This window comes from Pseudomonas koreensis (genome assembly GCF_025447595.1).
Lineage (GTDB): Bacteria > Pseudomonadota > Gammaproteobacteria > Pseudomonadales > Pseudomonadaceae > Aquipseudomonas > Aquipseudomonas koreensis_H.
Map to the genome: position 1 here is coordinate 79,272 of NZ_JAOEJU010000003.1, position 25,987 is coordinate 105,258.

Genomic DNA, 25,987 nt, shown 5'->3' on the forward strand with positions numbered 1-25,987 from the left:
TCAGCCGATGCGCAGTGCGCGCAGGTCGAGGTGACCGTTTTGCAGCGGCGGGCACCAGTAGTAGCCGCCAGTGATCGGCCGGCTGATGCGGTACAGACCGTCGGTGATGCCGTCTTCCAGACCGCTCATGCGGCGCAGTTGCGCTTCGAAGGCGTCGAGGGAGAAACCGAACGCGAGGAACATCAGGCCGGCGCGGTCGCCTTCAATCCACGGCATCGAACGGCGCACGACGAAGGCTTCCGGGGCGAAGCTCTCCTGGGCGGTACGTTTGACGTGGGCGGACACCGGGGCGTCGTCGATCTCTTCGTTGTCGCTCAGGCGACGGCCCATGATGTTGTCCTTGTCCTCGGCAGACAGCGCATGGAAACCCTTGAGGTCGTGCTGCCATTGCTGGATCGCGGCAAAGCTGCCACCGACCAGACCTTCGGCGCCTTCACTTTGCAGTGCGGCGGCGACGGCGGCTTTGTCATGCGGGTTTTCGGTGCCGTCTTCATAACCGGTGAGGTCATGTACGTTCTTGTGGCGGAAGGCTTCCTGCATCTGCACCAGACGCAATGCCGGGGCCAGTGCAGACTCAAGCGCAGTGCTGCGGTTGAGCAGATCGCCACGGTCGACGCCGTGCAGCCAGACCCACAGGGCGTGCTGGGTCGACGGGTTTTCCACGCCAACACCGGTCAGCGCCGGAAAGCTGCGCAGGCCGTCGATGTTCACATTCAGAGCCTTGACCAAGGATTCACCGAAACCGACTACCGCCGACTTGCCGTCCACCAGGTTCAGCAGGTTGTCGATCGCCTGCGGCAGCGCTTCAACCGACTCAAGGGCGAAAAACAGGTGACGTGCTTGCGGCGGAACTGGGGTGGCGAGGATGCCCGGCTGGTAGTAACTCATGTCGACTCCTTGGAAAGAGCGCGGAGTTTAACTGTAGCCGGAGGATTTGTGTGGGATCAGATGACGCACTCGCTGCGCCACGCACTCGGGCTCTTGCCCGTCCAACGCTTGAACGCGCGGCGAAAGCTGCGCACGTCGCTGTAACCAACCTCCTCGGTGATGCGTTCGATCGGCATGTCCGGGTTTGCCAGCAGACTCATCGTGCGGGCCTGGCGCACTTGCTCAAGCAGCGCTTCAAAAGTCAGTGAATGTTCGGTCAGGCGCCGACGCAAAGTACGGCTGCTCATGTTCAAGTCGCCAGCAATTTTTTCAATATGACTACCCCGGCTCAGGTCCCGGGCAATCGCCCGCTCCACGGCCTGAATCAGATCGAGTTTCTGGTGAACCTGAGCCGCTTCCAGCTCCAGCAACTTGACCGCCTGACGCAGCGCCAGCGAATGATGATTGGGCAGATTCACATCCAGCCACTGCACGTCGATCAGCATGCGATTGTGCAGGCACCCGAAGCGCACATCCGGCCCCAGCAGCCGCCGGTATTCATCCACGTAATCCGGCGCGGCGTGCATGAACTCCACGGCAATCGGCTTGAACGTCTCGCCCACCAGCGCCCGGCCGTAGACCAGCAGGCTGGCGAAAAACTCTTCCACCGCAAACACCTGCACCTCGGCGAATGGCAGCCGGCATTCAACGTCGACGTACACCTGATCGCCCACCACATCGACGCTGGACACCACGATCCCGCCGGAAGTGTGCTGATGCCGAACCCCGATTTCGAACGCGTCGCGCAAGGTCTTGCACAGCGACAGCACATGCCCGAGCAGCCCCAGCGTACCGAGCACGTTCTGCGCCCCGACCCACAGGCCCAGCCCCTGATTAGGCAACGCTTTAAGCGCACGCTGGATCATGGCCACGGCCTGGCGGTAGGAAATCCGCTGCGCCGGATCCTGCAAGTCTTCGAAATCAAACCCCAGACCACGGCACAGGCTTTGCGGCTCGATGCCCTTGTTGGCGGCGACTTCCGCCAGGGTTTGCAGGAGAAATGGCGACACCAGCGCCAGTTCGAAGGTGGGGTCTTGGACTTTTACGTTCATGGAGGCTGACATTCCGGATCACGCTGAATTGTTATTTTTGTAACCGGTTATGTCGAAGGAAGTTAGCACAGGGTTGGAGGGCTGTCCGCAGAAGTCCCCTTCCGTGTCCGCCAATACCCTGCCCTGTCGTGCGCCAAGGGCTTATTTCTATAGTGGCCGGGCGCCCTGCGTGCCGGCGTTGCGCCCAAACACAATAATAATGAGGACGGACATGACCCCGAACCGCGCGACATTCCCTGTGCGACTGGCGCTGAGCCTGCTCGGCTGCGCCGCGACCCTGCCGGCGCTGGCCACCGAAGCCGGCGTCGACAACATCGGCCCCGGCACCGACGGGTTCTTCATGCTGCCGCTGGAAGTCGACAGCCTTCCCGAGAACATGGTCGCCTTCAATCTTTACTACAACCACTACAAATCGACGAAGCTCAACATCAGTTCGCTGGGCGGCAAGGTGCCAAACGTCGAGATCGAATCCACGGCCGTGATCCCGCGTCTCGACTACCTGAGCCCGGTGCGAATTTTCGGCGGACGTCTGGCCGGTTACATCGCCCAGCCGTGGCTCAAGCAGGAAGTCTCGGTGTTCGGCCTGAGCGACACCCGCGAAGGCATGGGCGATACCACCATCGCGCCGATCATCCTGTGGGACATGGGCAAGAACCTGACCCTCGGCGCCGCCGTGGAAATCACCGTGCCCACCGGCGAATACAGCGTCGACCGGCTGGCCAACACCAGCAACAATTTCTACACCTACAAACCGCTGTTTTCCTTCACCTGGCTGCCGACCGAGCGCACCGAGGTGTCGATGAAGACCACCTACAGCTTCAACGAGAAGAACAAGGACACCGACTACAAGTCCGGGCAGATCTTCCACTTCGATTACTCGGCCAGCTACAAGATCACCGACGACCTGATGCTCGGCATCAACGGCTACTACCTGAAGCAGACCACCGACGACAAACAGTTCGGCCACACCGTGCAGTTCGCCGGCGAAGACGTGAACGACGGCGTGCGCGGCAAGGTCTTCGCCATCGGCCCGGCGCTGCACTTCACCTTCCTCAAGTACGCCAGCGCAGAGATTCGCTGGGCCAAAGAGTTCGATGTAGAGAACCGGCCCGAGGGAGAAATGCTGTGGGCGAAGGTGAGTATTCCGTATGCGTTCTGAGTGCATTTTGTAGGAAGACGCGCGCGGATTTGTAGGCTGGAAACCTGAAAAACTGAGAGCGGGAATAGGCCTACAGCGGCGGTCGAAATTGCCGGACAACGGTGGGAAACGTCCGGCAGATTTCAAAGGGGCGCTTGCAGATACTGGGCTTCGTTATCCCATGGTTCCTCAGGGTTCATGGGGTACATCGTCTGCCAGTGACGACAATGGGCCATTCCCCCTTAAACTGCTGAGATTGATCACGGAGATCACTATGAGCATATTGCATTCCCCGTTTTACGCTGACTTCGAATCCGAAGAAGAGGCAGAGAGCTACGATCGCTGGTTTCGCGCCAAGGTGCAGGCTGTACTGGATGACCCTCGCCCGGGCATTCCCCATAAGGAAGCCATGGTGCGGCTCGACCAACTATTAGCAGAGAGACGCAAGAATCGACGCGCTGCCGCTTGAATGGAGCGATCAAGCTCTGGACGATCTGGCTGACATTATCGATTACATTGAACAATACAACTCAAACGCTTCAACGGCTCTGCAGCACAAGGTTGGTGCAGCAACGCAAAGGCTTTCATCAATTCCCTATGGTTACCGGTCCGGTCGAGCGCCAGGCACTCGGGAAATGGTGGTCAATCCAAACTATCTGCTGGTCTACCGAGTGAACGGGCGCATCAAAATACTGACGTTAGTCCACACCCGACGACAATACCCACGAACCTCATCAACATAAAAAAAGGGCGGCCAAATGGCCGCCCGAAGCGTACTACACGAGAGTCCTTTACAACGTCAGCTGTCCCCGCTCCTCTTCGGTCAGCTGTTGTTTCGCCTGCTCATCCAGCGCCCCGGCGCCCAGCACCTGCACCGGGCTGTTGGGGTTGTAGCCCGGTGTCGGTGCGCGGCTGGCGCCGTCGCGGGTCGGGGCCAGTTGTTCGTTGCCGAAGCTCAGTACCTGCACGGTGAACACCGAAGCCTGGTTCTGGCGCGACGCAGCTTGCTGCTGACGGGCGACGTCTTCCGCCGCCTGGGTCGCCGACGACGCAGCGGAACTGGCGGAGGTGATCGCCCCGGTGTTGACCGCCGAGACCACCGGCACGCCGGTCGCCTTGCCCTGCACCGAGATGTTGGCGGCGTTGACCACCGTGAGCGCGGCGATGTTGACGTTGCCCGAGACGCGAATCCCCGCCTCGCCCGCATCGATGGTGCCCAGCGGCGCGATCAGGTCGATGTCGCCCGGTGCCACTTCGGCAATCGGGTTGAGCGTGGCGATACCGGCACCGGTACTCGGCACCGATGGCGACAGGGTCACGTTGCCCCAGGTGTCGTACACGCGTTTTGGCGGCGTATAGACCACGGTGGTTTTCGAACCGCGACCGGCGTTGATGTCGCCCTCGGCCGACCAGCCAAGGATTGAGCCACCAAACGTCGTCATGATCCGGCTCTGCCCCAGCAAAATGCTGCCCTCGGAGTAGAGCTGAATGTTGCCCGAACCCTGGGTGATGATCCCCGCCGTGGAGGGCGGCGCCGCGCCTTCGATGCCGAACACCTGGCCACCGCCGGGTGTGAGCATCTGGATATCGCCGCCGTACAGGGTTTTCACCCCTGCTCCGCCGTACAGGGTGATGTCGCCGTCATAACGGATCGGGTTGCCGGCCACATCGGTGGTCGGGAACAGCGCAGCAATGGCGTTGCGACCGCGCAAGTAGCTGCCTTTGCGTGGGCCATCGACATCGTTGTACTCAAGGCCGCCAGCACGCAGTTCGGCGAAATACACCTGACGGGCGAAGATCGCTTGCTCGGTACCCGGCAATGCGGCGAAGAACGCTTGCGCCTGCTCTTCGCTACCACTGAAACCATATCCCAGGGTCAGCCAGCGTTGCAGTTCGCCGAGGTAGTTTTTCACCACTTTGCCCGGTTGTGCGGCAAGGGACAGATTCGCGTCAGCGAGATTGTCCCGGTTCAGATAGCGGGCGATGAATCGTCCGTAATCCGCACCTTGTGCACCGATGCCGGCCTGCAACACCACGCTGGCACCGGGCCGACCATCGCCCTGCACAATCGGCCCGAGGCTGGTGATGCTCGCGCGATCTTCCATAAGGATATTGCGCCCGGCATTGACGTCGAGCAGGCCGGGGCCGGCAATGTCGAAGCTGCTGTAGAGAATGTCACGCCCCGCCGAGACCCGCGAAACATCACGCGCATCGTTATGGACAAACAGGTTGCCCGAAGAGGCAATGGTATCGGAGCTCCAGCCCAGATCCGACGGCGCAGCAGTCGGTTTGCCGAGGTCGGTGCCGGCCGCGACGATATCGCGCCCGGCCAGCATCCACACTGGCGCAGCCGCGACATACCAGGTGCGCAGTGAGTTGCTGAAGCGCAAGGTTTCACCACTGCGCACGCCGACCAGATCACCGGCCAATGCGTAGAAACGTGCCGGAGCCTGCACACCGCTGGTGCCCGAATACGTGTCGGCGCCGAACGCAAACAACGGATAACGCAGGTTCTGACTCGGTGCCACGCCATCAACGCTGTAATTGCTCAGCAGCGGCTTGCTGCTGCCGTATTGTGCATAACCGCTGAACGCCGGCGCGAACGGCGTGGCGATGGCGGCCCGGCTTGCGCCGGACTGATCGATGGCATAGCCGCCGGCGTAAATCGAGTCGCCGGCGAGCATTTCCAGTTGGCCAGCGGCTGAAGGTGCCAGCACCAGCGAATAATCCGGTGCAGCAGGAAACGCGCTGGAGACGGACACCGCTGACGTGCCGGCATAGATCGAACCCTGAGCGGCCACGGCGCGCAAGATCGACGGATAGACAAACCGCAGGTCGCTCGGCGAGCTGTTGCGATTCGTCAACGGCCCTGCCGTGCTGGTCTCGGCCAACTGGGTGCTTGGGGTCAGATTGCCCCCGGCTGAAAACAGATCGATAGCAGTGTGATCGGTCCACAGCGTGAAGCCCGCCAGCCCGCCACCGCCATGCACGACGCCAGCGGCATCGGTGAACGGCGTGCTGTTTTGCAGACGCACGCGCCCCGGGTCCGCCGCGCCACCGAGCACCAGATCGCCACGCGTGCTCAGACGCATGCCCGAGTCACCGGGGATCAAGACCAGACCACCGGAGGCAATGCCCAGGGTCGAGGTGAACGGGTCGAAGGCCCGGGTTTCGCGCGCATCCTGCAACGCCGGTGCCGCACCGTATTGCAGATTGATTGCGCCGAGCGCCCCGCCCGACAACTGCGCCGCGCCGCGCAGGTTGATCAAGGCGCCCTGCAAGTCATGGTTCGGTGAGGCGTTGCCACTGCGCCCGACGCTCGCTTGCAGCGACGGATTGAGCGAGCCACCGATGCGGATGTCCATGTCGCCACCGCCGGTCAATTGCAGGCTGCCGTCGCTGCCGACCCGTCCGGTGCTGCCGACCGCGACGATCAAGCCCTGGCTTCGCGGGTTCAACCCGCTGTCGCCCAATGGCCGAAGCATGCCGCCGTCGCCGCCGGCGCGCAGGCTGACGTTGCCGCCGCCCAGCGCACCAAAACCGGTGAAGCCGACCAGATAAGGGCCACTATCGGTGCCTTGATCCGGCAGGGGTTGGGTTGCATAGCTGCCAAAGTTGATCCACCAGGCGGTCGGCACATCGCTGTTGCCGGTGCCCTGGCGCCAGAGCCAGTTGCCCACCGAGACGCTGGCAACTTGCTCGCGAAGCTCGGCCAGGGGGTTGAGGCCTCGACGACCCACGGCGTCGCCGGACACCGAGCCGCCGGCATTGATCGTCAGGTTGCCGCCTCCCTGCGGATACCAGGCCTGATACAGGCTGTCGCTACCGCCATTGACCCATTTTTCGTAATCGGCGCCCTGGCTCCCCAGCACCGAACCGTTGTCGGTCAAGGTGCCACGGCGCAGGTTGTAGCGCGGATCGACGTCGCTCGATTGGGTGCCGGCGGTGTATACCCCGAACGGCGAATCCATGCTCAGGTTGCCGGCTGCCAACAGGTCGAGATCGCCGGTGCCGGTGCGCAACACGCTGAACATCTGCGAGTGGGTCGTGGTGCTGATCCCGCCCTTGTTCGGCGCACAGGAAAACGGGTCCGCATCACACCACCACAGGTCGGCCTCAAGCACCGGGGTGCCCGCCGGCATCCCGGCAATGTTGCCCTCAACCCAGAGGAATTTGGCCGGCGCCAGGCAGGCGCCGGGGAACACGTCACACAGATACAGCTCATCATCGCTGACCACCGTGCCTTCCGGATAACCCATCGGGTTGCCGTCGACCCAGGTCGTGTCGAGTTTTTTCTCGGTCACTTTCAAGCCGTAGTGGGTATCGGCCAGGCGCAGGTTGCCGTCGCTGGTCAGCGGTTTCAGCGCACGGCTGTCAGCGGCATCCAGATCGGAGCCGGCCACCAGACGCATCGACCACGACGTACTGCCCGCCGGCAACATGCTCGCCACGGCCCAGTTACGACCTTGTTGCGTGGTGTTGATATAACCGCGCAGCTCAATGAATGGCGTACCGTCGGCCAGCACCACGTCCGTCATCGAGGGGATCAGCGAACCGCGCAGCAGCGCCAGCGCACTGCTCAACTTGACCCCGACAATCACGTTATCCGCACCGAGCGTGCCCGGCAGCGGCACGCCTTTGGGCCAGCTCATGGCCCGCAGCGCGGTGGCAGTTTCCAGACGGGTACCGGCGCCCAGGCGACTGCCGATCGGCAAGGTCACGTTCTGTGTGAGCAGCGTGCCGGCGGCGTACAGCAAGTTGCCCGCCGAATCGTGGATGGCGGCAGGCAACACGCTGCCGGCATTCAAGGTGTACTCACCGGCCAGCACCGCCTGGGTTGGCAACAACGTGCCGCTGGCGAAGGTGGCCGCCTGGATCGGCAAGTCGTAGTTCAAGGTCGCGCCGCTCGGGAACAGCGTACCCTCGGCCAGCGTCACGCCAGTGCCCGGCACGATCAGATCGCCACCGAACGGCTGCACGCCCGGCAGCAGTTTCCAGCCGGCGTCATCCACGGTTTCCGGTGGCGGCGCGAAACCGTCGTTGATACTGCCGTAGATATCGAGGTTGCCACCGGCACGCATCACCAGACTCGCCGACTCACCGGAGCCATACGACGCAGTTTTCTGCGTGTGCGGGTTGAGGCTCGCGTAGCGATAGCGCGACAGGTCGATATCGCCTTCCACCAGCAGATCGCCGTCGGCGGTCTTGCTGGCGATTTCCACGCCCGGGCGCAGATGGAAGGCATCGCGGTAGGTCGCGTTGTTCAATCCCGCCAGTTTGCGTTGCAGCAGGTCACTGTTGCCCAGTGCCGCGTTGATGAAGGCGTCGCTGTCGCCATGAATCCGATCGAACAGCGCCTGATCGATCACCTGATACGGCCGGCCGCTCGCTGCGGGATCAACGCCGTCGCGAGCGTCCGTGTAACGGCGCACGGCGTTGAGGCCAATGGAGCGCGCGCCTTGAATGTTCAGTGCGCCATTGGCATCGATCGCAATATCACCGGCGCCCAGACGCGGCGCGTTCAGCTCCAGGGTGCCCCGTGCGCGACCATCGTTTTGTCCGGGCAGACTGCCCAACGCGGCATCGGTGCCGTGGCGCAGATCAATCCTCGCGCCGGAGGCCAGCGTCAGCACCCCGGCCCCGGAATCGAGCTCGACCATCGCCCGGTTCGGCGCATCGATGATCTTGCCGTAGCTGTCGACCCGCAGCACTCGACCGTGAGCGTCGAGCACCGAACTGCCGCCCAGGGTCAAACCGTTTTTGCCGGACAGACGAATGCTGCCGACCCGCTCGCCACTGGCGTCGATGGTGCCGGCCACGCTCAGGTGACCATTGTCCAGCGAGACATTGACCTCGCCGGCGCGCAAACCATCGCCGATCAGCAGATCGCCCTGCTTGAACTGGAAGCTGCGGCTGCCGAACACCTGGCCGTCGTTCAGGCGCTGGTTGAGTGCGGCGAATTGTTGATTCAGATCACCCCCCAGTTGCTGCGCACGAATCTCCACGCCCCCGGCCTTGTACGGCACCCAAGTGCCGCCTGCATCGTAATGACCGCTGCTGGCGCCGAGGATCCGGCCTTGCAGATCGACCACCCCGGCGCCCGCCGCCAGCGCCACTGCGCTGAGATTGCCGGCCTGATTGTTCTGCGCCGACAGGTCGATGCGCGAGCCGGCCGCCTGACGGATATTGCCGCTGTTGCTGAACAGCAACACGTCGCCGCCCCAGCTGTATTTGTTGACGTCGTTGAACGGCAAGGTGCGTCCGGCCAGATCCAGCTGCGCATTGCCGGTCAGGGACAAGTCATTCTCAGCCTTGACCACCAGTTTGCCGCTGGCCAGCGCGATCCGGCTGTCGAGGACGACATTGCGGGCATCCAGGGTCAGTTCCGCGCCCAGCGCATCGGCTGCCGCGCCGGTAGCGCTGCCGGTCAGGGTCAGGTTATTACCCGCCTTGAACGTATTGATCGACGCGGCTTCACCCGTCAGCAACGGCGTGCGCAGCGTGAGGTTGCCGCCGCTGTAGGCGTAACCCTTCACCGGGTCGTACACGCCCTGCTCCTGATACACCGCAAGACTGCCCTTGTGGTTGGCGGTGATGCGCTCGCTGGCGCTGAGGTTGACGTTGGCAAAACCTAGCGCCAAACGGTCATTCTGATCCAGACCGCTAGGCTGCGGATTCGGCCCGTAGCCGAATTCGATGCGCTGCGCCTCGATCTGCAGGGTGCCGCGTCCGGAGCCCGCGCCACCGCTGACCAATGCTCCCGGCGCCTGGGTGGCACCGTTCCAGATCAGGTTGGCGGTACGCAAGGTGGCTACGTCGTCGCTGCCGCCCTGGCCGTAGATCGCCGGGGTCGTCAGGATCAGATTCTGCAGTTTGCTCTGGCCGGTTTGCGGATCCAGCGTGTCGAGTGTGGTGGTGCCAAAGAAGTTGAACGAGTCGCGAGCGGTCAGGTTCAGCGACTCCAGGGCCGGTGCCCCGAACCGGGTGTCGCCCTGCAGCAAACGGTTGAGCACGTTCTGGCTCAGGGTCAGACCGACCGGCACGCGATTCGCCGCATCGCTCAGTGCCTGTGTATTGCCGACATTGACCGCGCCGACCGCCAGGGTCAGATGGCGGGTGCCGAAACGCACCGCCTCATCGAGTTCGAAGTGGTTGTCGGTGGCGGCGGTGATACTGCCGTTGGAATACAGGATCGCCGGGTTGCTGCACGGCGCCAGCGTGCAAGTGCCGATATGGATACTGCCGGAACCGGTACGGTCGACGGCTTTCTCTGGTGCCAGCACATTGTTCCAGCCATTGGAAACCAGCAACAGACTGGCTTGTCCCGGCTGATAGACAAAGCCGTCGGTGGAGTCGAACGAGACCTCGCCGCGCCCCAGAGTGTTGATCCCTGCCCCCGCCTCGACGGTGATGCCGCCACCGATGTTATGGGTGTGCAGCAGCACTTCCGGCGCCGAGAGGATCGCCCCCTCACGCAAGAAGATGTCGTTGCCCGAGCCGCCGCTGGTGAAGGTCACGATATTACCGCCGGCGCCGTAGTCCACGGTCGGCGCAGCGCCGATGGCCAGACGTCCGGCATTCAGCCGGTTGAGACTGTCTGCAGACAGCGAGACACCGCGAAAATCCGGTGTCGGCTCATGGCCGGCGCCCAGCACTTCGAGAATGCCCGAAGACGGATCGCGCACAACGGCCGTGCCCGTCACGCCGCCCTCGGCGGGCTTGAACAACACCTGCCCGTTGAAATCCAGGGCAATGGCATGTTCTTCGCCATGCTGCAGGTTCAGCTCGAGGGTTTTGCCGTCCATCGGTGCCAGTGCGCGTGGTACTCCCCGCCGCACCGCGTCGCTGGTGATGAACTGGCTGTAGCTGGTTTCGTTGTATTGCGAATAGCGGCGCAGTACATCGGCTGACGTCAACGTCAGCGTGCTCGGCAGACTGTCACGCACACTGGTATTGGCAATCGACATCCGGCCGCTGCTGGTCCATGAACCATTGCGCATTTGCAGCGCGCCACCCATGGCCGCCGGCGCCGCCTGGCCGTTGACCTCGACCCGGAACGCCCCAGGCAGCAAGGCAAACGTCGAAGGCAGCAAGGTATAGGTGCCGGCTGGCAAACCCGGCACGCCCGCACCGATCGTGACCTGTTGACCGATGCGCGGATCGACCGCGCCAGCCTCGGCGACCAACGGGGCATAGACACTCTGATTGCCCGGCAAGATTGCGTAGACCGGATTGCTCGCCAGGCCCGGCAGGCTGAACGTGCCGTCAGCGGCATTGCGCACCAGCGGGTTGTAGCGGGCATCGGTGGAGCCGCCACGCCCGGAGATGAAACCGGCACCGCGCAGATCGCCCCCGCCCGACAGGTCAATCACCGCGCCTTGCGCGACATCCAGATACTGCGACTGCACGGCCACCCCCGTCGTGGTGCCGACGATGCCCCTCAACAGCACCGAACTGCCGTTATAGCGGTAGTCGATGCCGTCAGTCGTGCCGCCATAAGGCATGACCAGTCCGGCGGCGCTGACTGACGTGAGACTGCCGGGCGACAACACAACCTCGCGGGTCTGCACCGACTTGCTGCTCTCACCCAGAGTGATCAGGCCGAGCGGTGCCCGCACCACCCCGCCTTGCTCAATGTGGCTGGCGGCGAGGATCAACTCGCCGAACACCGAGTAAGGCAATGCCGTCGGCGTGCCGCCCTGAGCGAAAATGCGCAAGGTGCCGTCGCCAGGATCGGTCTGCTGCTGGAAGCCGGCGCGGACCCGGGCGTGGATCCCGCTCACTGGATAAATCTGCGCGGCGCCAAGGTTCAAGTCACCCGCCGTCCACAGGTCGGCATAGGTTTGCGTGGTAGAGCCGATGAACCGCAGGTCGCCCTGACTGGCCAGCGTGACGTCGGCAAAGCTGCGGCGACCGACCTCAAGGGCCGGCGCATTGAGTTGCAGGATATTGCCCTTGGTGCCGAACGACAGGCTGTTACCGATATCCAGCAGGTTGGCGCTGGCGGTGAACTGCGCCGCCGAGATATCGGGCGTCGGCGCGTGCATGACCCGAGGCCGGATAAAGGCGCTGGAGTCGTAATACGCGCCCGGACCCAGCAACCGCAGGTAAGGCGCAGACAGATTGATTCGCGCATTACCGCTCGAACCTTCGGCCAGGGAAATCGCGCCGGCATACAGGCTCAGGCTCTGATTCAGATGCAGGTTGACGTCGCCATCGAACGAAACCAGGCCATTGCTCAGCAGCCCCAGATGATCGAAGCCGCCGGCCATCAAGGCATCGGCGCTCAGCCGGGCACTGCCGTAAGTCAGCATGGGCGCGGCTTCGCCTGGCTCAAGACCGGTCGCCAGGGTGGTCTTGCCGACACCCTGGCCGATGATGATTTCCCGTGGCCGACGAACCTCGTTGCTGGCGGTGTTGAGGCGGTACAGCGGCGTTTCCAGGGCGATGTCCAGCCGCCCGCCGCCAGCGCCGGCACCACCGGCTGCGGCACGCAGGTCGCCGTCGATGAACAGGCCGTTGTAGGAACTCAGGGAAATACGCCCGCCGTCGGTGGCAACCGTGGTCGGGCCCTGCCCGGCAATGTCCAGCACCGCCTGGGTGCCCGAAGCGTCAAGCCGCGCGCCCTGGCGCACGATCACATAAGCGTCGGCCGAAGTTGCCGTGGCTTTCTTCGAATCGATTTCACCGCCAATGATGATGCTGCCACCCTTCCCGACCTGGCCATACACCCTTCCCAAGGCATCGGCCGCCGTGGCGGCGCGCCCCGCCACATCGAGCACCGCGTGTTCACCGATCCAGATTGATCGGTTGTGCGCCTGTATCGGCGCTTCCTGCTGGCTCTGAGCCGGGTCAATGTTGCCGAACTGCTGCTGGCGAATATCGATCGTGCCGCCCCAGGCCTGCAGCGTACCGTCAACAGTGATCTGCCCTGCCCCGCGCAGGTTGATACGTTGCCCGGGATCGACGCTCAGACGTGAACCTGTGCCGAGGCTCAATGTGGCGTTGCGCGGGTCGATCAGCCCCACAAGGGTGGGACCGGCCTGCAGCGACAGGCTTGCGCCGGCACGCTGGGTCAACAGCGCTTTGGTCGGGTTCTCTTGAAACAGCGCCGGTGTCCATAGCTCCAGCGCCGTGCGCGGATCGCCGCCACTGACCTGGTTCGCGGCATCGTCGGTAAAACGATAGACCGGCGTGGTCACATCGACCTGCGTGTCACGGGCCACTTCGAGGCCGTTCAGGCCTATCACGCTGTAGGCCGAAAAACCTTTACTGAACAGGCTCGGCGCCAGTTGCAGCGTCGATTTCGCCAGCGCTTCGTCAGCCGCGCCGATCATCACTTTGTTGGCCTGCACCAACAGCGTGCCGCCGCCCGTCACGCCGTAACCGCGCAGCTCGCCATCCAGTGTGAGTTGCGAAGTGCCGGCGGCACTGTTGGCTGCCGACTCCAGCGTGACGCTGCCGCCCTTGGCGCCGCGGGTCTTGCCGCTGGCCAGAATCGCCGCGCCGGAAGACACATCGAGCAGGCTGTCGCTCTGGACATCGATATCGCCGCTGCTGCGGATCGAAATCGACCCTCCGTCCAGCCACGCCAGACTGGCCCCGTCGTCGGGGTTGCTGCGTTGATTGCTCCACAGCCCACGAGTATCGAGTTGCACGCCATGGGCCACGGTGACCCGTTCCGGATGGCCAGCGGCCGGGGTGATTCGGGTGTCGGTGACACTGCTGGCCTGCAATTGATTGAGCACGTTACCCAGGCGAATACTGCCGCCACGGGCGCTCAGGTCGGCATTGACCTGGACATCCGGCCCGTACAGGGTGATCTCGCCGCCGGCATCGACCTGCAACGCGGCGTCCAGGCTAATGCGATCCTTGGTCGCGACCTTCAACGTGCCAAGCTTGAAGCCGTTGAGTTGCCCGGCATCGAGGAACAGCTTGCCCTTGCGCGTGTCGGAGACCGCCGTCAGCAGATCCCGGTCAGCGTCCGCGAGCATCGGTTCGCCACCGATCTGCACCTGATCGAGCAAAGGATTCAGCCCGTACAGCAAGCCGCCGGCCGCCGCCACATACGCCGGGTCATAGCTGCCGACGATCAGTTGGGCCCGACGCGCCAGCGCGGTCTGGCTCTGTGCATAGCCATCCAGCGGCGCGCGCGGGGCCTGGGTCTGGCGCTCACCCTGATACACCTCGCCGAGCAACTGCCCGTCGAGCACCGCATTGGTCGTGCCGATCACCAGTTGCCCGGCATCGCGGCCGACGGTGTAGCCGGATTCCTGGCGCGATCGCGGGGCAATCAACGAGCTGTAGTAATAGTTGGTCTGGCCCCAGCGTTCGCTGCTGTCCTCATAACCTTTGTACAGGCCGGTGTAGAGCATGTCCCCCGGTGCCCGCGAGACTTCGTACAGGCGCCCGTCGGCGCCACGCAGCCAGCTCTGGCGGATCTCGCCGCTCTGCACATCGAGCGTGCCGCCAGACAGATTGATCAACGAGCCCTTCTCGGTAACCACATCGTTGCCGGCAAAACTCACCGCGCCCCCCTGGGCCATCCATTCGCCGATGCTGTGGCCCTGAGTGCCGAGATAGCCGCCGACCTCAAGCAAGCCACCGGCGGTGTACCAGCGATCCGTCGCATAGCCGTTGGTGCCTGCCGGCACATACACCAGCTCACGCACATCGACCCACACGTCATTGCTGTTGAGCGCACCTTTTTCCCGGTTGACCGACGCGTCGCGCTGCTCATTGCCCTGGACGTTGATTTTGATGTTGTTGGCTTCCATCGCGACTTTCACGCCGATGGCCCCGGACACATCGATCAGCGCCCCGTCGCGTACCAGGCTGCGTCGCCCTGCCGCCACGGCCACCTGGCCGCCGGTGGCGAGGGTGATCGAGCCGTTCTGGAACTCGACACTGCCGCCGCTTTGAATCTCGATGCGCGACTGATCGCTGCGCACCTTGTTGTTGGGGCTGACGCCAGTCAGCGCGGCTTTCTGTTGGCTGTCGAGTGCGGTCAGATCACTGCTATCGAGCATGATCGCCGTGGCACTGCCCTGCCCCAGCGTGACACTGCCGCTGGTATCGGTCGCCGGGTTGAGCAGGTGAATGGTACCGCGCGTGGCCACCGAAGTACTGGCCAGCAGCACGCCGTTCTGAACGACTTCGTGGCCGGTCAGGGTGATGTCGCCGGTGGCGGCCTGGATCAAGCCGTTGTTACTGACCTTGCCGGCACTGCTGCCGCTGTTGAAGCCGGGAATCACTTCGCTGCCGAAGGTCGTGGAAAAGCCGTTGCCCTCGGTACCCGAGCCTTTGCGGATGTAGAAGCGGTCACCGGCGCCCAGCACGGTCTGGCCCTTGGCGGTGCTGATGCTGCCGTCGTTCTGCACTTCGCTGCCGAGCAACAGTGCGTAGCCGCCGGCATCGGTGGACGTCGCGGGGCCGGCGGTCTGGATCGATGCGCCGCGCTCGACCAGCACCTTGCCGGCAGCGTCGGTGAACGTCGGCTGGCTGCCACTGCTGTCGAAATACAGGCCGCGATCACGGAACTGAATGTCGGTGATGTTCGCCGCGGCGGCCACCAGGTTGCGCACGTTGACCTGGCTGCTGCCGCTGAACACGATACCGTTGCGGTTGATCAGCATCACCGTGCCGGCGCCCTTGATCTGGCCCTGGATCTGGCTCGGGCGAGCGGCCGGATCGTTGACCCGGTTGAGCACTGCCCAATTGGCCTGCTGGGCGAATTCCACAGTGGTGTTGCGCCCGACGTTGAAGGTTTCCCAATTGAGAATCGCCTTGTCGGCGGTCTGCTCGATGCGCACGTTGGTCTTGCCGTCGGCCTGGGTCTGCTGCGGGCCTTTGGCGTTCTGCCAGCCTTGCGCGAGGCTGTTATCGACTTGCAGACCGCCGGCGCCCAGACCGTCCGGCACCACCTGCACCGAACCCAGCGCCGCTGCGCGCCCGGCCGCCTGCGCAGCCTGTTGCGCGGCAATCGCCGCGACCGTGTTGTTCAAGGTCTGTATCGAACGCTGTAGCTGCTGGTTGGCCCGTTGCTGCTGCGCCAGCGGCGGGGTCATGCCCGGCAAACCGCCGCTGCTCGGGCGGGCTGCCGCCGCTTGCTGCGCAGCGCCCTTGGCGGCGAACCAGTTCGAACTGAACGCCGTCTGCGCCTGCGCGCCGCCCGCCACCAGACACAACGCCACGGCCTGGGCCAGCGGCTTGAGCAGCCACAGCGCCGGGTCTATGGCATCACGTTTTAACGACTGAGCGCGGGTATGGCGACGGGATGGGCGAGCGAGCATCACTACGAGTCCTTTTGATTGCCGCAGGTCGGCGACAACCTGCTGTTACGACATAGGCGGTTGGCGAGGGACGCGACCGAACCGATGTCACACAAACTTCATGAATGAGGTGTAACTGCCCGCCCCGGCCATCCGTGACGAGCAAAAAAAATGGCAGCCCCGAAGGGCTGCCATTCGTGTTGCGGACTAACGCGAAGCTTACAAAGGACGACCGATAGCGTTGCACACGCTGGCGTTGTTGATGTCCAGGTTGTTACCGCTGGTGTTGGTGATGAAGTTGGCGGTGACGGCGTTTTTCCAGTTGGTCGGAACAACGCTGAAGCCGTGGTTGATGGTCGCTGCAGCGTTGCCCGGCACGCTGTAGTGAGTGGTCAGGAAGGATTTGATGTCAGCGGCCACGGTTGCATCCTTGTAGCACTGGCCGAAGATCAGGTTGGTGTAGGCAGCGATCGGGTAACCGCTGGATGGGTTGGCGACAACCGGTGCCCACTGGGCAGGGTTCGACGGAGTGGTTGGCAGTGCAACCGAAGACAGCGCGGTAGTCACGTTGGCCGGGGTCGGCTGCACGCCGTTGACGCGGGACACCACGGCGTTGCTGCTGGCGTTCACGCCGTCCGGACCGACATAACCGATGGAACCGTCAACCGCGTTCACTGCAACAGCGACGTCAGCAGTGTTGGCAACGCCGACGAAGCTCGATGGCAATGTGGTGCCGGCTGGCAGCAGCGAGTTGGCGAAGGTCGAGTTGACCGAGAACTTGGTCGAGCAGACGTTGTTCAGGTGACGGGTGAGGATTTCCGAGGTGCCGCTGGACGTGGTGCGATAAACCACACGAACCGGGGTGGCATCCGAGTTGCCCAGCAGTTGACCCCAGGTCTTGGCAGTGCCGGAGAACACGTCGCACAGCTGAGCGCTGGTCAGGTTCAGAGCGGTCTGACCGGATTTCTTGTACGGAATGGCAACCGAAGTGGCCACCGAAGGCAGTTGGATCAGCGGGCCGTACGAAGCACCGAAGTTGGTGTTGTAGGTGCTGATTTCCGAAGCGCTGAGGATCGAGTCGCTACCGGCGAAGTGAACCGAACCGGTGGTGTTGAACAGTGCCGAGTTGTTGGTCAGGAAAGCGGTCTTGCCGGTGCCGCTACCGGTACCCAGGTAGCTGAAGTTGGCTGGCAGGATGCTGTTGCTAGAGCCTTTGTACAGAGCGGCAGGCAGAGTCGCGCCACCACCGGTTACGTTGGCGGCCATGGCCTGGGCGGAAGCCAGGGCAGCGACGGTCAGGGAAGCTGCGATCAGAGTGCGCTTGAACATGAAGAATCTCCTTTTCAACGTTGGTTGTGAACACAGGTTTTCAGGGGTCTTGCATGACACTGGGAAGACTCACCGCCGACCTTCGCAAGCGGGGTCCGTGGTTAAGTCGCACTGAGAAATTCGCAGTTTCCGGTGACAGATAAAGGAAAAAACCTCGGGAGGTGCGAGGTGATTTTCGAGGGATTTTCTCGGGTGTTCTGCTGGTTATCCGGAGTGTCTACGGCAAGCTTTTCGAGGGAATCGGCCACAGCCCTTGAAGGGCCGTTGCAGATGACAGAAAGGAGAACCCGAGGATGGGGGGAATGAGGGTCGGGTGATGCTGAGGCTGCTGAAAAAAAATGAATTATCTATTGCTCTGACCGGCCTCTTCGCGAGCAAGCTCGCTCCCACAGGGGTATGAGCTGATCACAGATTCTGTATGCACCACCGACCACTGTGGGAGCGAGCTTGCTCGCGAAGAGGCCAGCACAGACAACATCAAACCAACAGACACACCCCCTACTGCACCAACTGATTGATCTCGATGATCGGCAACAGCACCGCCATCACGATCACCAGCACCACCCCGCCCATCACCACAATCATCAGCGGCTCAAGCAGCGCGGTCATACCCATCGCCCGGCGCTCGATATCGCGTGACAGGGTTTGTGCGGCGCGCTCAAGCATCGGCGGCAGCGCGCCGGTTTTCTCGCCGCTGGCGATCAAGTGAATCAGCACCGGCGGAAACACGTTCTCCACTTTCAGCGCTGCCGCCAGGTTGACGCCCTCGCGCACCTTGGCGGTGGCCTCATTGACGCTCAGGCTCAGACGATCATTCGACAAGGTCTGGCGTGCCGCTTCCAATGCTCTTAACAAAGGCACCCCGGCGCCACCGAGAATCGCCAGCGTCGAGGCAAAACGTGCGGTGTTCAGCCCCAGCACAAAGCGACCAATCAGCGGCAGCTTCAGCACCCGATGATGCCAACTCAAGCGCGCTGCCGGGTTGCGCAGATACAGGCGCCAGCTCCAGAACGCGCCAGCCATGACGCCCGCGCACAACCAGCCCCAGGCGCGGATGAAATCACTGGCATTGAGCATCGCCAACGTCAGCCCCGGCAGATCCTGCCGTGCCTGGGAAAACGCGCTGACCACCTGCGGCACCACGTAGCTGAGCAGGAAAATCACGATGCCGATCGACACCAGCCCGACCACGCCCGGATAGATGAACGCGGTGAGAATCTTGCCGCGCAGGTTGTTGCGTTCTTCGATGTAATCCGCCAGCCGCTCCATCACCTGCGCCAGATCGCCGGACTCTTCGCCCGCCGCAATCAGCGCCCGGTAGATCTCCGGAAAGTCCCGTGGTCGCGCCGCCAGCGCTTCGGCCAGGCGCATGCCGCTGCGCACGTCGGCACGTACGGCGCTGAGGGTGTGAGCGATGTGTTTTTTCTCGGCTTGTTCGACCGTGGCGCTCAACGCGGCCTCCAGTGGAAGGCTGGCGCCAAGCAGGCTCGCCAGTTGCCGAGTGGCCCACGCCAGATCGTTGTCCGAGAGTTTGGCACTGAACAATCCACCGCCGCCGTGCTGGGAGACGTTGCTTTCCTTCTCCACCGACAACGCGGTCAAACCACGCCCGCGCAGCACGCCAAACGCGGCGCCCTGGCTGTCCGCTTCCAGATGCCCGGATTCGATCTTGCCGCTGGCATCGGCGGCTTCAAAACGATAGCGATTCATCAGGCGTCCCGTGTCACACGAAGGATTTCTTCCGGCGCCGTGGCACCGCTGCGGATCCAGCGCTCGCCGTCCTCGCGCAGGCTGAACATCCCGGCCTTGCTCGCCGCCGCACGCAACGCCTGCTCCCCTGCCCCTTGGTGAATCAACGTGCGGATGTCGTCATCGATGCAGAACAATTCGTGAATACCAGTTCGCCCGCTGTAACCCGTGTTATTGCACGCCGCACAACCCACCGGGCGCCAAGTGCCGGGCGTGGCCGGGTCTTCCTGTTTGCATTGACTGCACAGCCGTCGCACCAAGCGCTGGGCCAAAACGCCCAACATCGACGACGCCAGCAGAAACGGCTCGACGCCCATGTCGATCAAGCGGTTCACCGCCGACACCGCGTCGTTGGTGTGCAACGTCGCCAGCACCAGGTGACCGGTCAACGAAGCCTGCACCGCGATCTGCGCGGTTTCGAGGTCGCGGATCTCGCCGATCATGATGATGTCCGGGTCTTGCCGCAAAATCGCGCGCAAGGCCAAAGCAAACGTCATGTCGATCTTGGCGTTGACCTGAATCTGGCTGATGCCCGGCAAGTCGTATTCCACCGGGTCTTCCACGGTAAGAATGTTGCTGGTGCTCGCATCGAGTCGCGCCAGCGCCGCATACAGACTGGTGGTCTTGCCGCTACCGGTGGGACCGGTGACCAGCACAATGCCGTGGGGCTGGCGGATCAGGTGATCGAGCTTGGCCAGCACCTGCGCGTCCATGCCCAGGGTTTCGAGATGCAGGCGCCCGGCCTGCTTGTCCAACAGACGCATCACCACCCGCTCGCCGTGGCCGGTGGGCACGGTGGAAACGCGAATGTCGATCGGTCGCCCCGCTACGCGCAACGCAATGCGGCCGTCCTGCGGCAGGCGTTTTTCGGCGATGTCGAGCTGGGCCATGATCTTGATCCGCGACACCAGCGCACCGTGCAACGCCTTGCGCGGCGAGACCACGTCGCGCAGGGTGCCGTCGACCCGGTAGCGCACCACCGAATGGGTTTCGAACGGTTCGATATGAATGTCGCTGGCCTCATCCCTCGCCGCTTGCGTGAGCAAGGCGTTGATCATGCGGATCACCGGCGCGCCGTCCTGGGTGTCGAGCAGGTCGGTGATTTCCGGCATGTCCTGCATCAAGCGGTCGAGGTCGACTTCGTTCTCCGCCGCACCGACCACCGCCGCCGCGCTGCCGGTGTCGGCATAAGCCGTGGCGAGCAGGCCGTCGAGTTCGTCATCGCGCACCCGCTCAAGCCTCGCCGCGCCGAACTGCCGCCGTACTTCGCTGATCGACCAGCCCGGCGTCGACGGGCACACCGTCAGCACGCCGTCGCGCAGCAAAATCCGCTGCGCCTTGGCCCAGGCGTAAGGCAATGCGCTCATCTCATGCCCTCCCGAGTGTCGCTCCTGACCTCTGTGGCGAGGGAGCTTGCTCCCGCTCGGGTGCGAAGCGCCCGCACACCCGGCATGCAAGGTGTGTCTGGAATAATGAGGCGGCAGTTTTTGGGTCTGCTGCGCAACCCAGCGGGAGCAAGCTCCCTCGCCACGTTCATTGGATCGGCACCGCTTTGATGGTCGCGCGCGGGCCCGTCCCCGGCAGCGACGCCGGCACGCCCTGCGCAGCGGTCGGCAATTGCGGCGCCTGCATGTCCGGCATCGCCCAACTGCGCTCCGGCTGCAGACCGCCCTGAGCGCGGCGCATGAAGTCGTAACGGTTGAGGGTGATGCTGCGGCCCGCCGCGCTGTCGCGGATGATGTACGGGCGCAGGAACACCATCAGGTTGGTCTTGGTGATCGAGCGGCGTTCGTTGCGAAACAGCGCGCCCAGCCCCGGAATGCTCGACAACCAAGGCACCGCGTCATTGCTCTGGCTGTAGCCGTCCTGCAGCAGACCGCCGAGCACCATGATCTGCCCGTCGTCGAGCAGGATGCTGGTGTCGAGCGCGCGTTTGCTGGTGACAATCCCCGCCGAATTGGCCGCTGCCGAGGCGCGTTCGTCGATGCTGCTGACTTCCTGATAGATGTCGAGCTTCACCGTGCCACCCTCGGAAATCTGCGGCCGCACGTTGAGCTTCAAACCGACCTCTTCGCGGGTCACGGTCTGGAACGGGTTGTTACTGGTGCCCCCGCCGCCGGTGACGTAGCTGCCACTGACGAACGGGATGGTCTGGCCGACGAAAATGCTCGCGGCTTCGTTGTCCAGGGTCAGCAGGTTCGGCGTCGACAGCACGTTGGTGCCGCCCTTGCTCTTCAACGCCCGGGCCAGCACTTTCAGGTCGAGAATCTTGCCGATGCCGGGGATGTCGACGGTGCCGTTGACGTAGCCGAGGTTCAGCCCTTGTGGCAATACGTCGATGCTGGTCTTGCCGTTGACGTTGATCCCCGAACCACCAAGGTTGGCGCCGCCGATCACGCCTTTGCCGCCGAGGTTGCCGGTCTGCCATTGCACGCCGAATTCGCTGGCGTCGTCCTCGCCGACTTCGACGATCAGGCTCTCGATCACCACTTGGGCGCGGCGCTGATCGAGCAGATCGATGACTTCGCGCAGGTTGCGGTACAGCGGCTCCGGCGCGGAAATCAGCAAGGTGTTGGTGGTCGCGTCCGCCTGAATGGTCACGCCGCCGGCGCTGAAGGCAACGTTCTGATCGCTGCTTTGCGCATTGCCGCTGCCACTGGTGCCGCTGCTGCCCTGAGCGTAACTGCCTCCGGTGCTGCCGCTGTTGGTTGTCGACGTGCTGCCGTTGGTTTGCGTGCCGCCCTGGCCGTTCTGCCCACCGCCCGAGTTGGTGGAACTGCCCATGTTGCTGAGCACCGAACGCGCATTGTCGCTGGTGCCGCTGTCGCTTTCGCCGGTCAACAATCCGCGCAGTGCCTGAGCCAGTTTGCCGGCCTGGGCGTTACGCAGATACACCACGTGCAGGTTGCTCGGATTGCTCTGGGCGTTATCGAGTTTGTAGATCAGGTTGCGCGCCAGCTCCGTGCGCTCGGGGCTGCCGGCGCGGATGATGATGGTGTTGGAGCGCGGGTCGCCGATCACCGCGATTTTCTGGGTTGGATCATTGCCCGGCGCGTCGAGCAGGTCGGCGACCATCGGCGCGATGTCGGCGGCGATGCCGTTCTGGATCTGCACCACGTCGGTGTCGATGGCGCTCGGGGTGTCGATGCCCTGAATCAGCTGCGCGACCCGCGTCAGGTTCTCGGCGTAGTCGGTGACGACGATGGTGTTGTTGCCCGGATAGGCGTTGATCGGGTTGTTCGGCGACACGATCGGGCGCAGCACCGGGATCAGGTTCACCGCGTTCTCGTATTGCAGGCGGAACGTGCGGGTGAGCATGCCGTTGCCGGCCGGTTTGTCGGCGCTGTAGATCGGCCCGCCGAGCAACTTGGCGTCGGCCTCCGGCACCACCTGCGCCACACCGCCGACATCCACCACGCTGAAACCCTGCATGCGCAGCGCCGCCAGCAACATGTCGTACGCCTGATACGCCGGCACCTGGCCTTCGGAGACCAGCGTCAGGTTGCCCTTGACCCGAGGATCGACCAGAAACTGCTGACCGGTGGAGCGCGACAACGCCCGCACCACCGCTTGAATATCCGCATCGACAAAATTCAGCGTCACCGGTTGATCGCCCAACGGATTGGCCGGCAACGTCGTGCCCCGCGCCGAACCGCCACTGCGGGCGCGTTCGGTGATGTTGTGCAATTGCTTTGGCGCGGGTTTGACCTGAGCCTGCGCCCGCTCGCGGTCGAGCACCGCGTCGCCACTGCGCTGGGTGTTGGCCAGCGGCCGGCCGAGTTCGCTGTCCACCAGCAGCGGCGGTTGATTCGGTGGCGTGGTGTTGCTGCACGCGCTCAATGCCATCAACAGCATCGGCAACGCCATGCGTTTGGACCCTGACCCCTTCATGAAGCTTCCTTAGCGCCCAGCGCCTGATCCATGCGTACGGTGCCCGACAGAGTGCCGGCGGTGTCATCGGTCGCGGCGTCGTCTGCACGTTGCAGACGGGCCTCGACCACTTGCAGTGAAAAATTCCGGGGTTGGCTCAGCAGCCAGTCGAGCACGGCGTCGGCCGGTGCCGCGTCAAAGGTCAACTGCCAGCCGGCGGACGCGGCCGCCAATTGGAAATGGCCGCCCAGTCCGCTGGCCTGCAAGGTTTGTTGCAGCGACTGCTCCAGGTTCTGCCCGTCGGGGCGCACGCTGACGTCGCGCAACAGCACTTCCAGCGCTTCGGCCTGGGCGCGCAATTTCGGGGTTTCGACTTGCGAGGCGGCGATCTTCTTCAGCGGCGGCTGAACCAGCGCCACCCACACAAACAGCCCCAGCAACAGCGCCGCCATGCCACCCACCATGCGTTTTTCCCGCAACGCCAATGGCTGCCAACGGTCCTGCAACTGAGCATTGAAGCGCTGCCAACCGGCGCGGTATTTCGCAAGCGATGGGCTATTCATCTTCGGCTCCGCTGCTGTCGTCGTTGTCGGTGGCAGCGGTCGCCTCGCCGGCCGGGCGCAGGACCCAGCCGTCATCATTCGGGCTGATGCTGATGCCGGCCTGGGCCAGCGTGCCTTGCCAGTCCTTGTCGTTGCCCGAACGCCGGGCCTCGGGCAGCAGACTCAATTGCAAGGCGCCGTCGACGAACTCCAGCCGCTGCACCGTCCCGGCCATGGACGGCATGCCACTGCCGGCCTGCGACACCAGCCGCGTGAAATCCTGACCCGGCGCATCCACCGCGCCCTGCTGACGAGCTGCGATTTGCTGACGCGCCTGTTGCAGCGGATTGAGGATCACCGGCAACTCGGGAAACGCCTGTTTCACCCGCTGCGCCATCTGGGCCTTGAGCTGCTGGCCCTGCCCGGCCTCGCGGGCGGCGTACAGGTTCAAACCGATCACCCACACCGCCAATGCCAGCGCACAGCAACCGAGCGCCCTGCCCCAACCGCGATGTTCGGTGCCCGGTTGCTGAAGGCCGCCGTGCAAACCCCAATTCGGCAACGGGCCGGAGCAGCGCTGCGAGTCGGCCAATATCGATTGCACCGCTTCCGGCGCGCCGTCACCGATCCAGTGCGCCGGCAGACCGGTTTCCAGCAGCCACGCTTCATCGATCATCGGCTGCACCTGCGCCGCATTCGGGCCGTGGCGCAGCAACAGATGATCGTCGTGCAGGCAGCCGACCCCGCCCGCCATCACCGGCAAACTGTAGGGCGCCGGGTACAGGCCTTTGAGGTTCAAACCGAATTGCCCGAGGTGCTGCAAATCCTTGCGTGCTACCCAGGCAATCTGCACCTGGCCGCTTTCATTGCGAGCACTGTGGGCGATGTGCATCTCGGCGCTGTCGCCGAGCATCAAGGCCTGCGCCGCACATTGCACGGCGGCAGCAGTTTTGTTCGCGGGCAGCGGCGGCAGATCGATACTCGCCAGCAGGCTGTCCGACGGGTGCAGAAAACACACCAGCGGTTGTTTCGGCAGTGCGCCGAGCCGCACGCGCTCCTGGCGAGTGACCTGCCCCTGACGATCCAGCCACGCACACTCCACTTCACTGTCGAGACTCAGCTCCGCCAGCGGCGGCAAACTCACGCGCAACTGGCTCATACGCCCACCCGCGACCAGATCACTTGTGGCAAACGATCCTGACTGCGATGCAACAACGCATCGAGGCTGACCCGCCGCTGATCCCGCCGCGACTGCCCGCGCAGCCGGAACCAGTCGCTGGTGATGCCGACCTTGACGCTGGTGATCTCCAGTTGCGGCAGTCGCAGGCGATTGACGAAATCCCCGCGATTGATAAACCAGCGCCCGGCGTCACGTTCATTGATCAACGCCTGCGCCCGCTCCAGCGACAGCCCCGGCACATAAGCCGCCAGCACTGGCGCCGTGGCCGTGTTGCCGTTGAGCCAGGTGGTCGCCGGAATCACCGTCAGGTACGGCGCGAGTTTCGCCAACACCGCATCGTTGACCCCGTCGACACTGCGCAAATCATCAAGCGTACGCAGCATCGGCAAGGTCGGCGGTTGCGGTTTGCGCGACGCGGACGGCGACGTGGCGCGCCCGCTGTCGAAGGTGTTTTTCGCCACAGGCTTGTCCACCACTTGCGCATTCAACAGGTGCGGATAAGAGCCGATCACCCGCTGACTGATGCGCCGGCTCAAGCCGCTGCTCACGCCAATCAACTCGCACAAACGCTCGAACGCCTGCACCTGCGCGTCATCGATCCGTTCGTTGGCCACCAGATTGCGCAGGTTGAACTTGCCCTGCTCGTCCTCCAGCCGCCCTTCGAAACCCTGGGTGTTCAAGCGCTGCGCCCACGGCTGATCGAGGCGGGTCAACGGATCGCGCTGCCGCGCGTCCCACAACAATTGCCGGCTGATCTCCAACCCGCCGTGCAACACCCAGCGGCCCTGCACACGCAGTTGTTCGGCTTCCAGCGCCCGGGTCGAAACGCTCTGGCGGGTCAGCATGCCGGCGGCGATCACCGCGACCACCGCCGCAATCAGCAGCGCACTGATGATCGCCATCCCCTGCTGGTTCGATTGGCTGTTCAT

General features: G+C 63.8%; 13 protein-coding genes. 3 read left to right on the forward strand and 10 right to left on the reverse strand.

Annotated elements, in window-relative coordinates:
• Both N8H71_RS06110 and N8H71_RS06115 read right to left on the reverse strand, forming a co-directional pair.
• Positions 1 to 888: a Dyp-type peroxidase gene (locus N8H71_RS06110; protein ID WP_262193292.1), complete on the reverse strand. Its 888-nt coding sequence runs from the start codon at positions 886 to 888 to the stop codon at positions 1 to 3.
• Positions 889 to 944: 56 nt separating this feature from the next.
• Positions 945 to 1,979, reverse strand: coding sequence for an AraC family transcriptional regulator (locus tag N8H71_RS06115; protein WP_262193293.1), 1,035 nt, complete (start codon positions 1,977 to 1,979; stop codon positions 945 to 947).
• Positions 1,980 to 2,190: 211 nt separating this feature from the next.
• On the opposite strand from N8H71_RS06115, the gene N8H71_RS06120 reads away from it, so the two are divergent.
• The 3 genes from N8H71_RS06120 to N8H71_RS06130 all read left to right on the forward strand — a co-directional run bounded on the left by N8H71_RS06120 (position 2,191) and on the right by N8H71_RS06130 (position 3,860).
• The gene (locus N8H71_RS06120) at positions 2,191 to 3,138 is read left to right on the forward strand and encodes a SphA family protein (protein ID WP_262193294.1); all 948 of its coding nucleotides are present in this window, start codon (positions 2,191 to 2,193) and stop codon (positions 3,136 to 3,138) included.
• 253 nt (positions 3,139 to 3,391) lie between these two features.
• Positions 3,392 to 3,586 carry a type II toxin-antitoxin system RelB family antitoxin gene (gene relB, locus N8H71_RS06125; protein ID WP_262193295.1) on the forward strand — a complete coding sequence of 65 codons (195 nt, stop codon included), beginning with the start codon at positions 3,392 to 3,394 and terminating at the stop codon, positions 3,584 to 3,586.
• A gap of 46 nt (positions 3,587 to 3,632) precedes the next feature.
• Positions 3,633 to 3,860 (forward strand): type II toxin-antitoxin system RelE/ParE family toxin, encoded by a 228-nt coding sequence (locus N8H71_RS06130; protein ID WP_262193487.1) that lies wholly within the window; start codon positions 3,633 to 3,635, stop codon positions 3,858 to 3,860.
• 48 nt (positions 3,861 to 3,908) lie between these two features.
• Here N8H71_RS06130 and N8H71_RS06135 read toward each other — a convergent pair whose 3' ends face one another.
• The 8 genes from N8H71_RS06135 to gspK form a co-directional block, all read right to left on the reverse strand.
• A complete protein-coding gene (locus tag N8H71_RS06135; RefSeq protein WP_262193296.1) occupies positions 3,909 to 16,409 on the reverse strand; it encodes a filamentous hemagglutinin family protein in 12,501 nt (4,166 codons plus the stop codon).
• Positions 16,410 to 16,607: 198 nt separating this feature from the next.
• Positions 16,608 to 17,717, reverse strand: a complete 1,110-nt coding sequence (locus N8H71_RS06140; RefSeq protein ID WP_085683943.1) for a substrate-binding domain-containing protein — start codon at positions 17,715 to 17,717, stop codon at positions 16,608 to 16,610.
• Positions 17,718 to 18,215: 498 nt separating this feature from the next.
• Positions 18,216 to 19,427 (reverse strand): type II secretion system inner membrane protein GspF, encoded by a 1,212-nt coding sequence (gene gspF / locus N8H71_RS06145; RefSeq protein WP_262193297.1) that lies wholly within the window; start codon positions 19,425 to 19,427, stop codon positions 18,216 to 18,218.
• Positions 19,427 to 20,833: a type II secretion system ATPase GspE gene (gene gspE, locus N8H71_RS06150; protein WP_262193298.1), complete on the reverse strand. Its 1,407-nt coding sequence runs from the start codon at positions 20,831 to 20,833 to the stop codon at positions 19,427 to 19,429. The genes gspF and gspE overlap by 1 nt, the downstream gene beginning before the upstream one ends.
• A gap of 166 nt (positions 20,834 to 20,999) precedes the next feature.
• Complete coding sequence (gspD, locus tag N8H71_RS06155; protein ID WP_262193299.1) at positions 21,000 to 23,357, reverse strand: type II secretion system secretin GspD; 2,358 nt, start codon at positions 23,355 to 23,357, stop codon at positions 21,000 to 21,002.
• Positions 23,354 to 23,899 carry a type II secretion system protein M gene (locus N8H71_RS06160; protein WP_262193300.1) on the reverse strand — a complete coding sequence of 182 codons (546 nt, stop codon included), beginning with the start codon at positions 23,897 to 23,899 and terminating at the stop codon, positions 23,354 to 23,356. Before N8H71_RS06160 ends, gspD begins: the two co-directional genes overlap by 4 nt.
• The gene (gene gspL, locus N8H71_RS06165) at positions 23,892 to 25,037 is read right to left on the reverse strand and encodes a type II secretion system protein GspL (RefSeq protein ID WP_262193301.1); all 1,146 of its coding nucleotides are present in this window, start codon (positions 25,035 to 25,037) and stop codon (positions 23,892 to 23,894) included. The genes N8H71_RS06160 and gspL overlap by 8 nt, the downstream gene beginning before the upstream one ends.
• The gene (gene gspK / locus N8H71_RS06170; protein ID WP_262193302.1) at positions 25,034 to 25,987 is read right to left on the reverse strand and encodes a type II secretion system minor pseudopilin GspK; all 954 of its coding nucleotides are present in this window, start codon (positions 25,985 to 25,987) and stop codon (positions 25,034 to 25,036) included. Before gspK ends, gspL begins: the two co-directional genes overlap by 4 nt.

What these genes read in the sequence shown, in the direction of transcription:
- N8H71_RS06110 (WP_262193292.1), bottom strand. Translation starts at nt 888, where the DNA reads ATGAGTTACTACCAGCCGGGCATCCTCGCCACCCCAGTTCCGCCGCAA.
- N8H71_RS06115 (WP_262193293.1), bottom strand. Translation starts at nt 1,979, where the DNA reads ATGAACGTAAAAGTCCAAGACCCCACCTTCGAACTGGCGCTGGTGTCG.
- N8H71_RS06120 (WP_262193294.1), top strand. Translation starts at nt 2,191, where the DNA reads ATGACCCCGAACCGCGCGACATTCCCTGTGCGACTGGCGCTGAGCCTG.
- relB (WP_262193295.1), top strand. Translation starts at nt 3,392, where the DNA reads ATGAGCATATTGCATTCCCCGTTTTACGCTGACTTCGAATCCGAAGAA.
- N8H71_RS06135 (WP_262193296.1), bottom strand. Translation starts at nt 16,409, where the DNA reads ATGCTCGCTCGCCCATCCCGTCGCCATACCCGCGCTCAGTCGTTAAAA.
- N8H71_RS06140 (WP_085683943.1), bottom strand. Translation starts at nt 17,717, where the DNA reads ATGTTCAAGCGCACTCTGATCGCAGCTTCCCTGACCGTCGCTGCCCTG.
- gspF (WP_262193297.1), bottom strand. Translation starts at nt 19,427, where the DNA reads ATGAATCGCTATCGTTTTGAAGCCGCCGATGCCAGCGGCAAGATCGAA.
- gspE (WP_262193298.1), bottom strand. Translation starts at nt 20,833, where the DNA reads ATGAGCGCATTGCCTTACGCCTGGGCCAAGGCGCAGCGGATTTTGCTG.
- gspD (WP_262193299.1), bottom strand. Translation starts at nt 23,357, where the DNA reads ATGAAGGGGTCAGGGTCCAAACGCATGGCGTTGCCGATGCTGTTGATG.
- N8H71_RS06160 (WP_262193300.1), bottom strand. Translation starts at nt 23,899, where the DNA reads ATGAATAGCCCATCGCTTGCGAAATACCGCGCCGGTTGGCAGCGCTTC.
- gspL (WP_262193301.1), bottom strand. Translation starts at nt 25,037, where the DNA reads ATGAGCCAGTTGCGCGTGAGTTTGCCGCCGCTGGCGGAGCTGAGTCTC.
- gspK (WP_262193302.1), bottom strand. Translation starts at nt 25,987, where the DNA reads ATGAACAGCCAATCGAACCAGCAGGGGATGGCGATCATCAGTGCGCTG.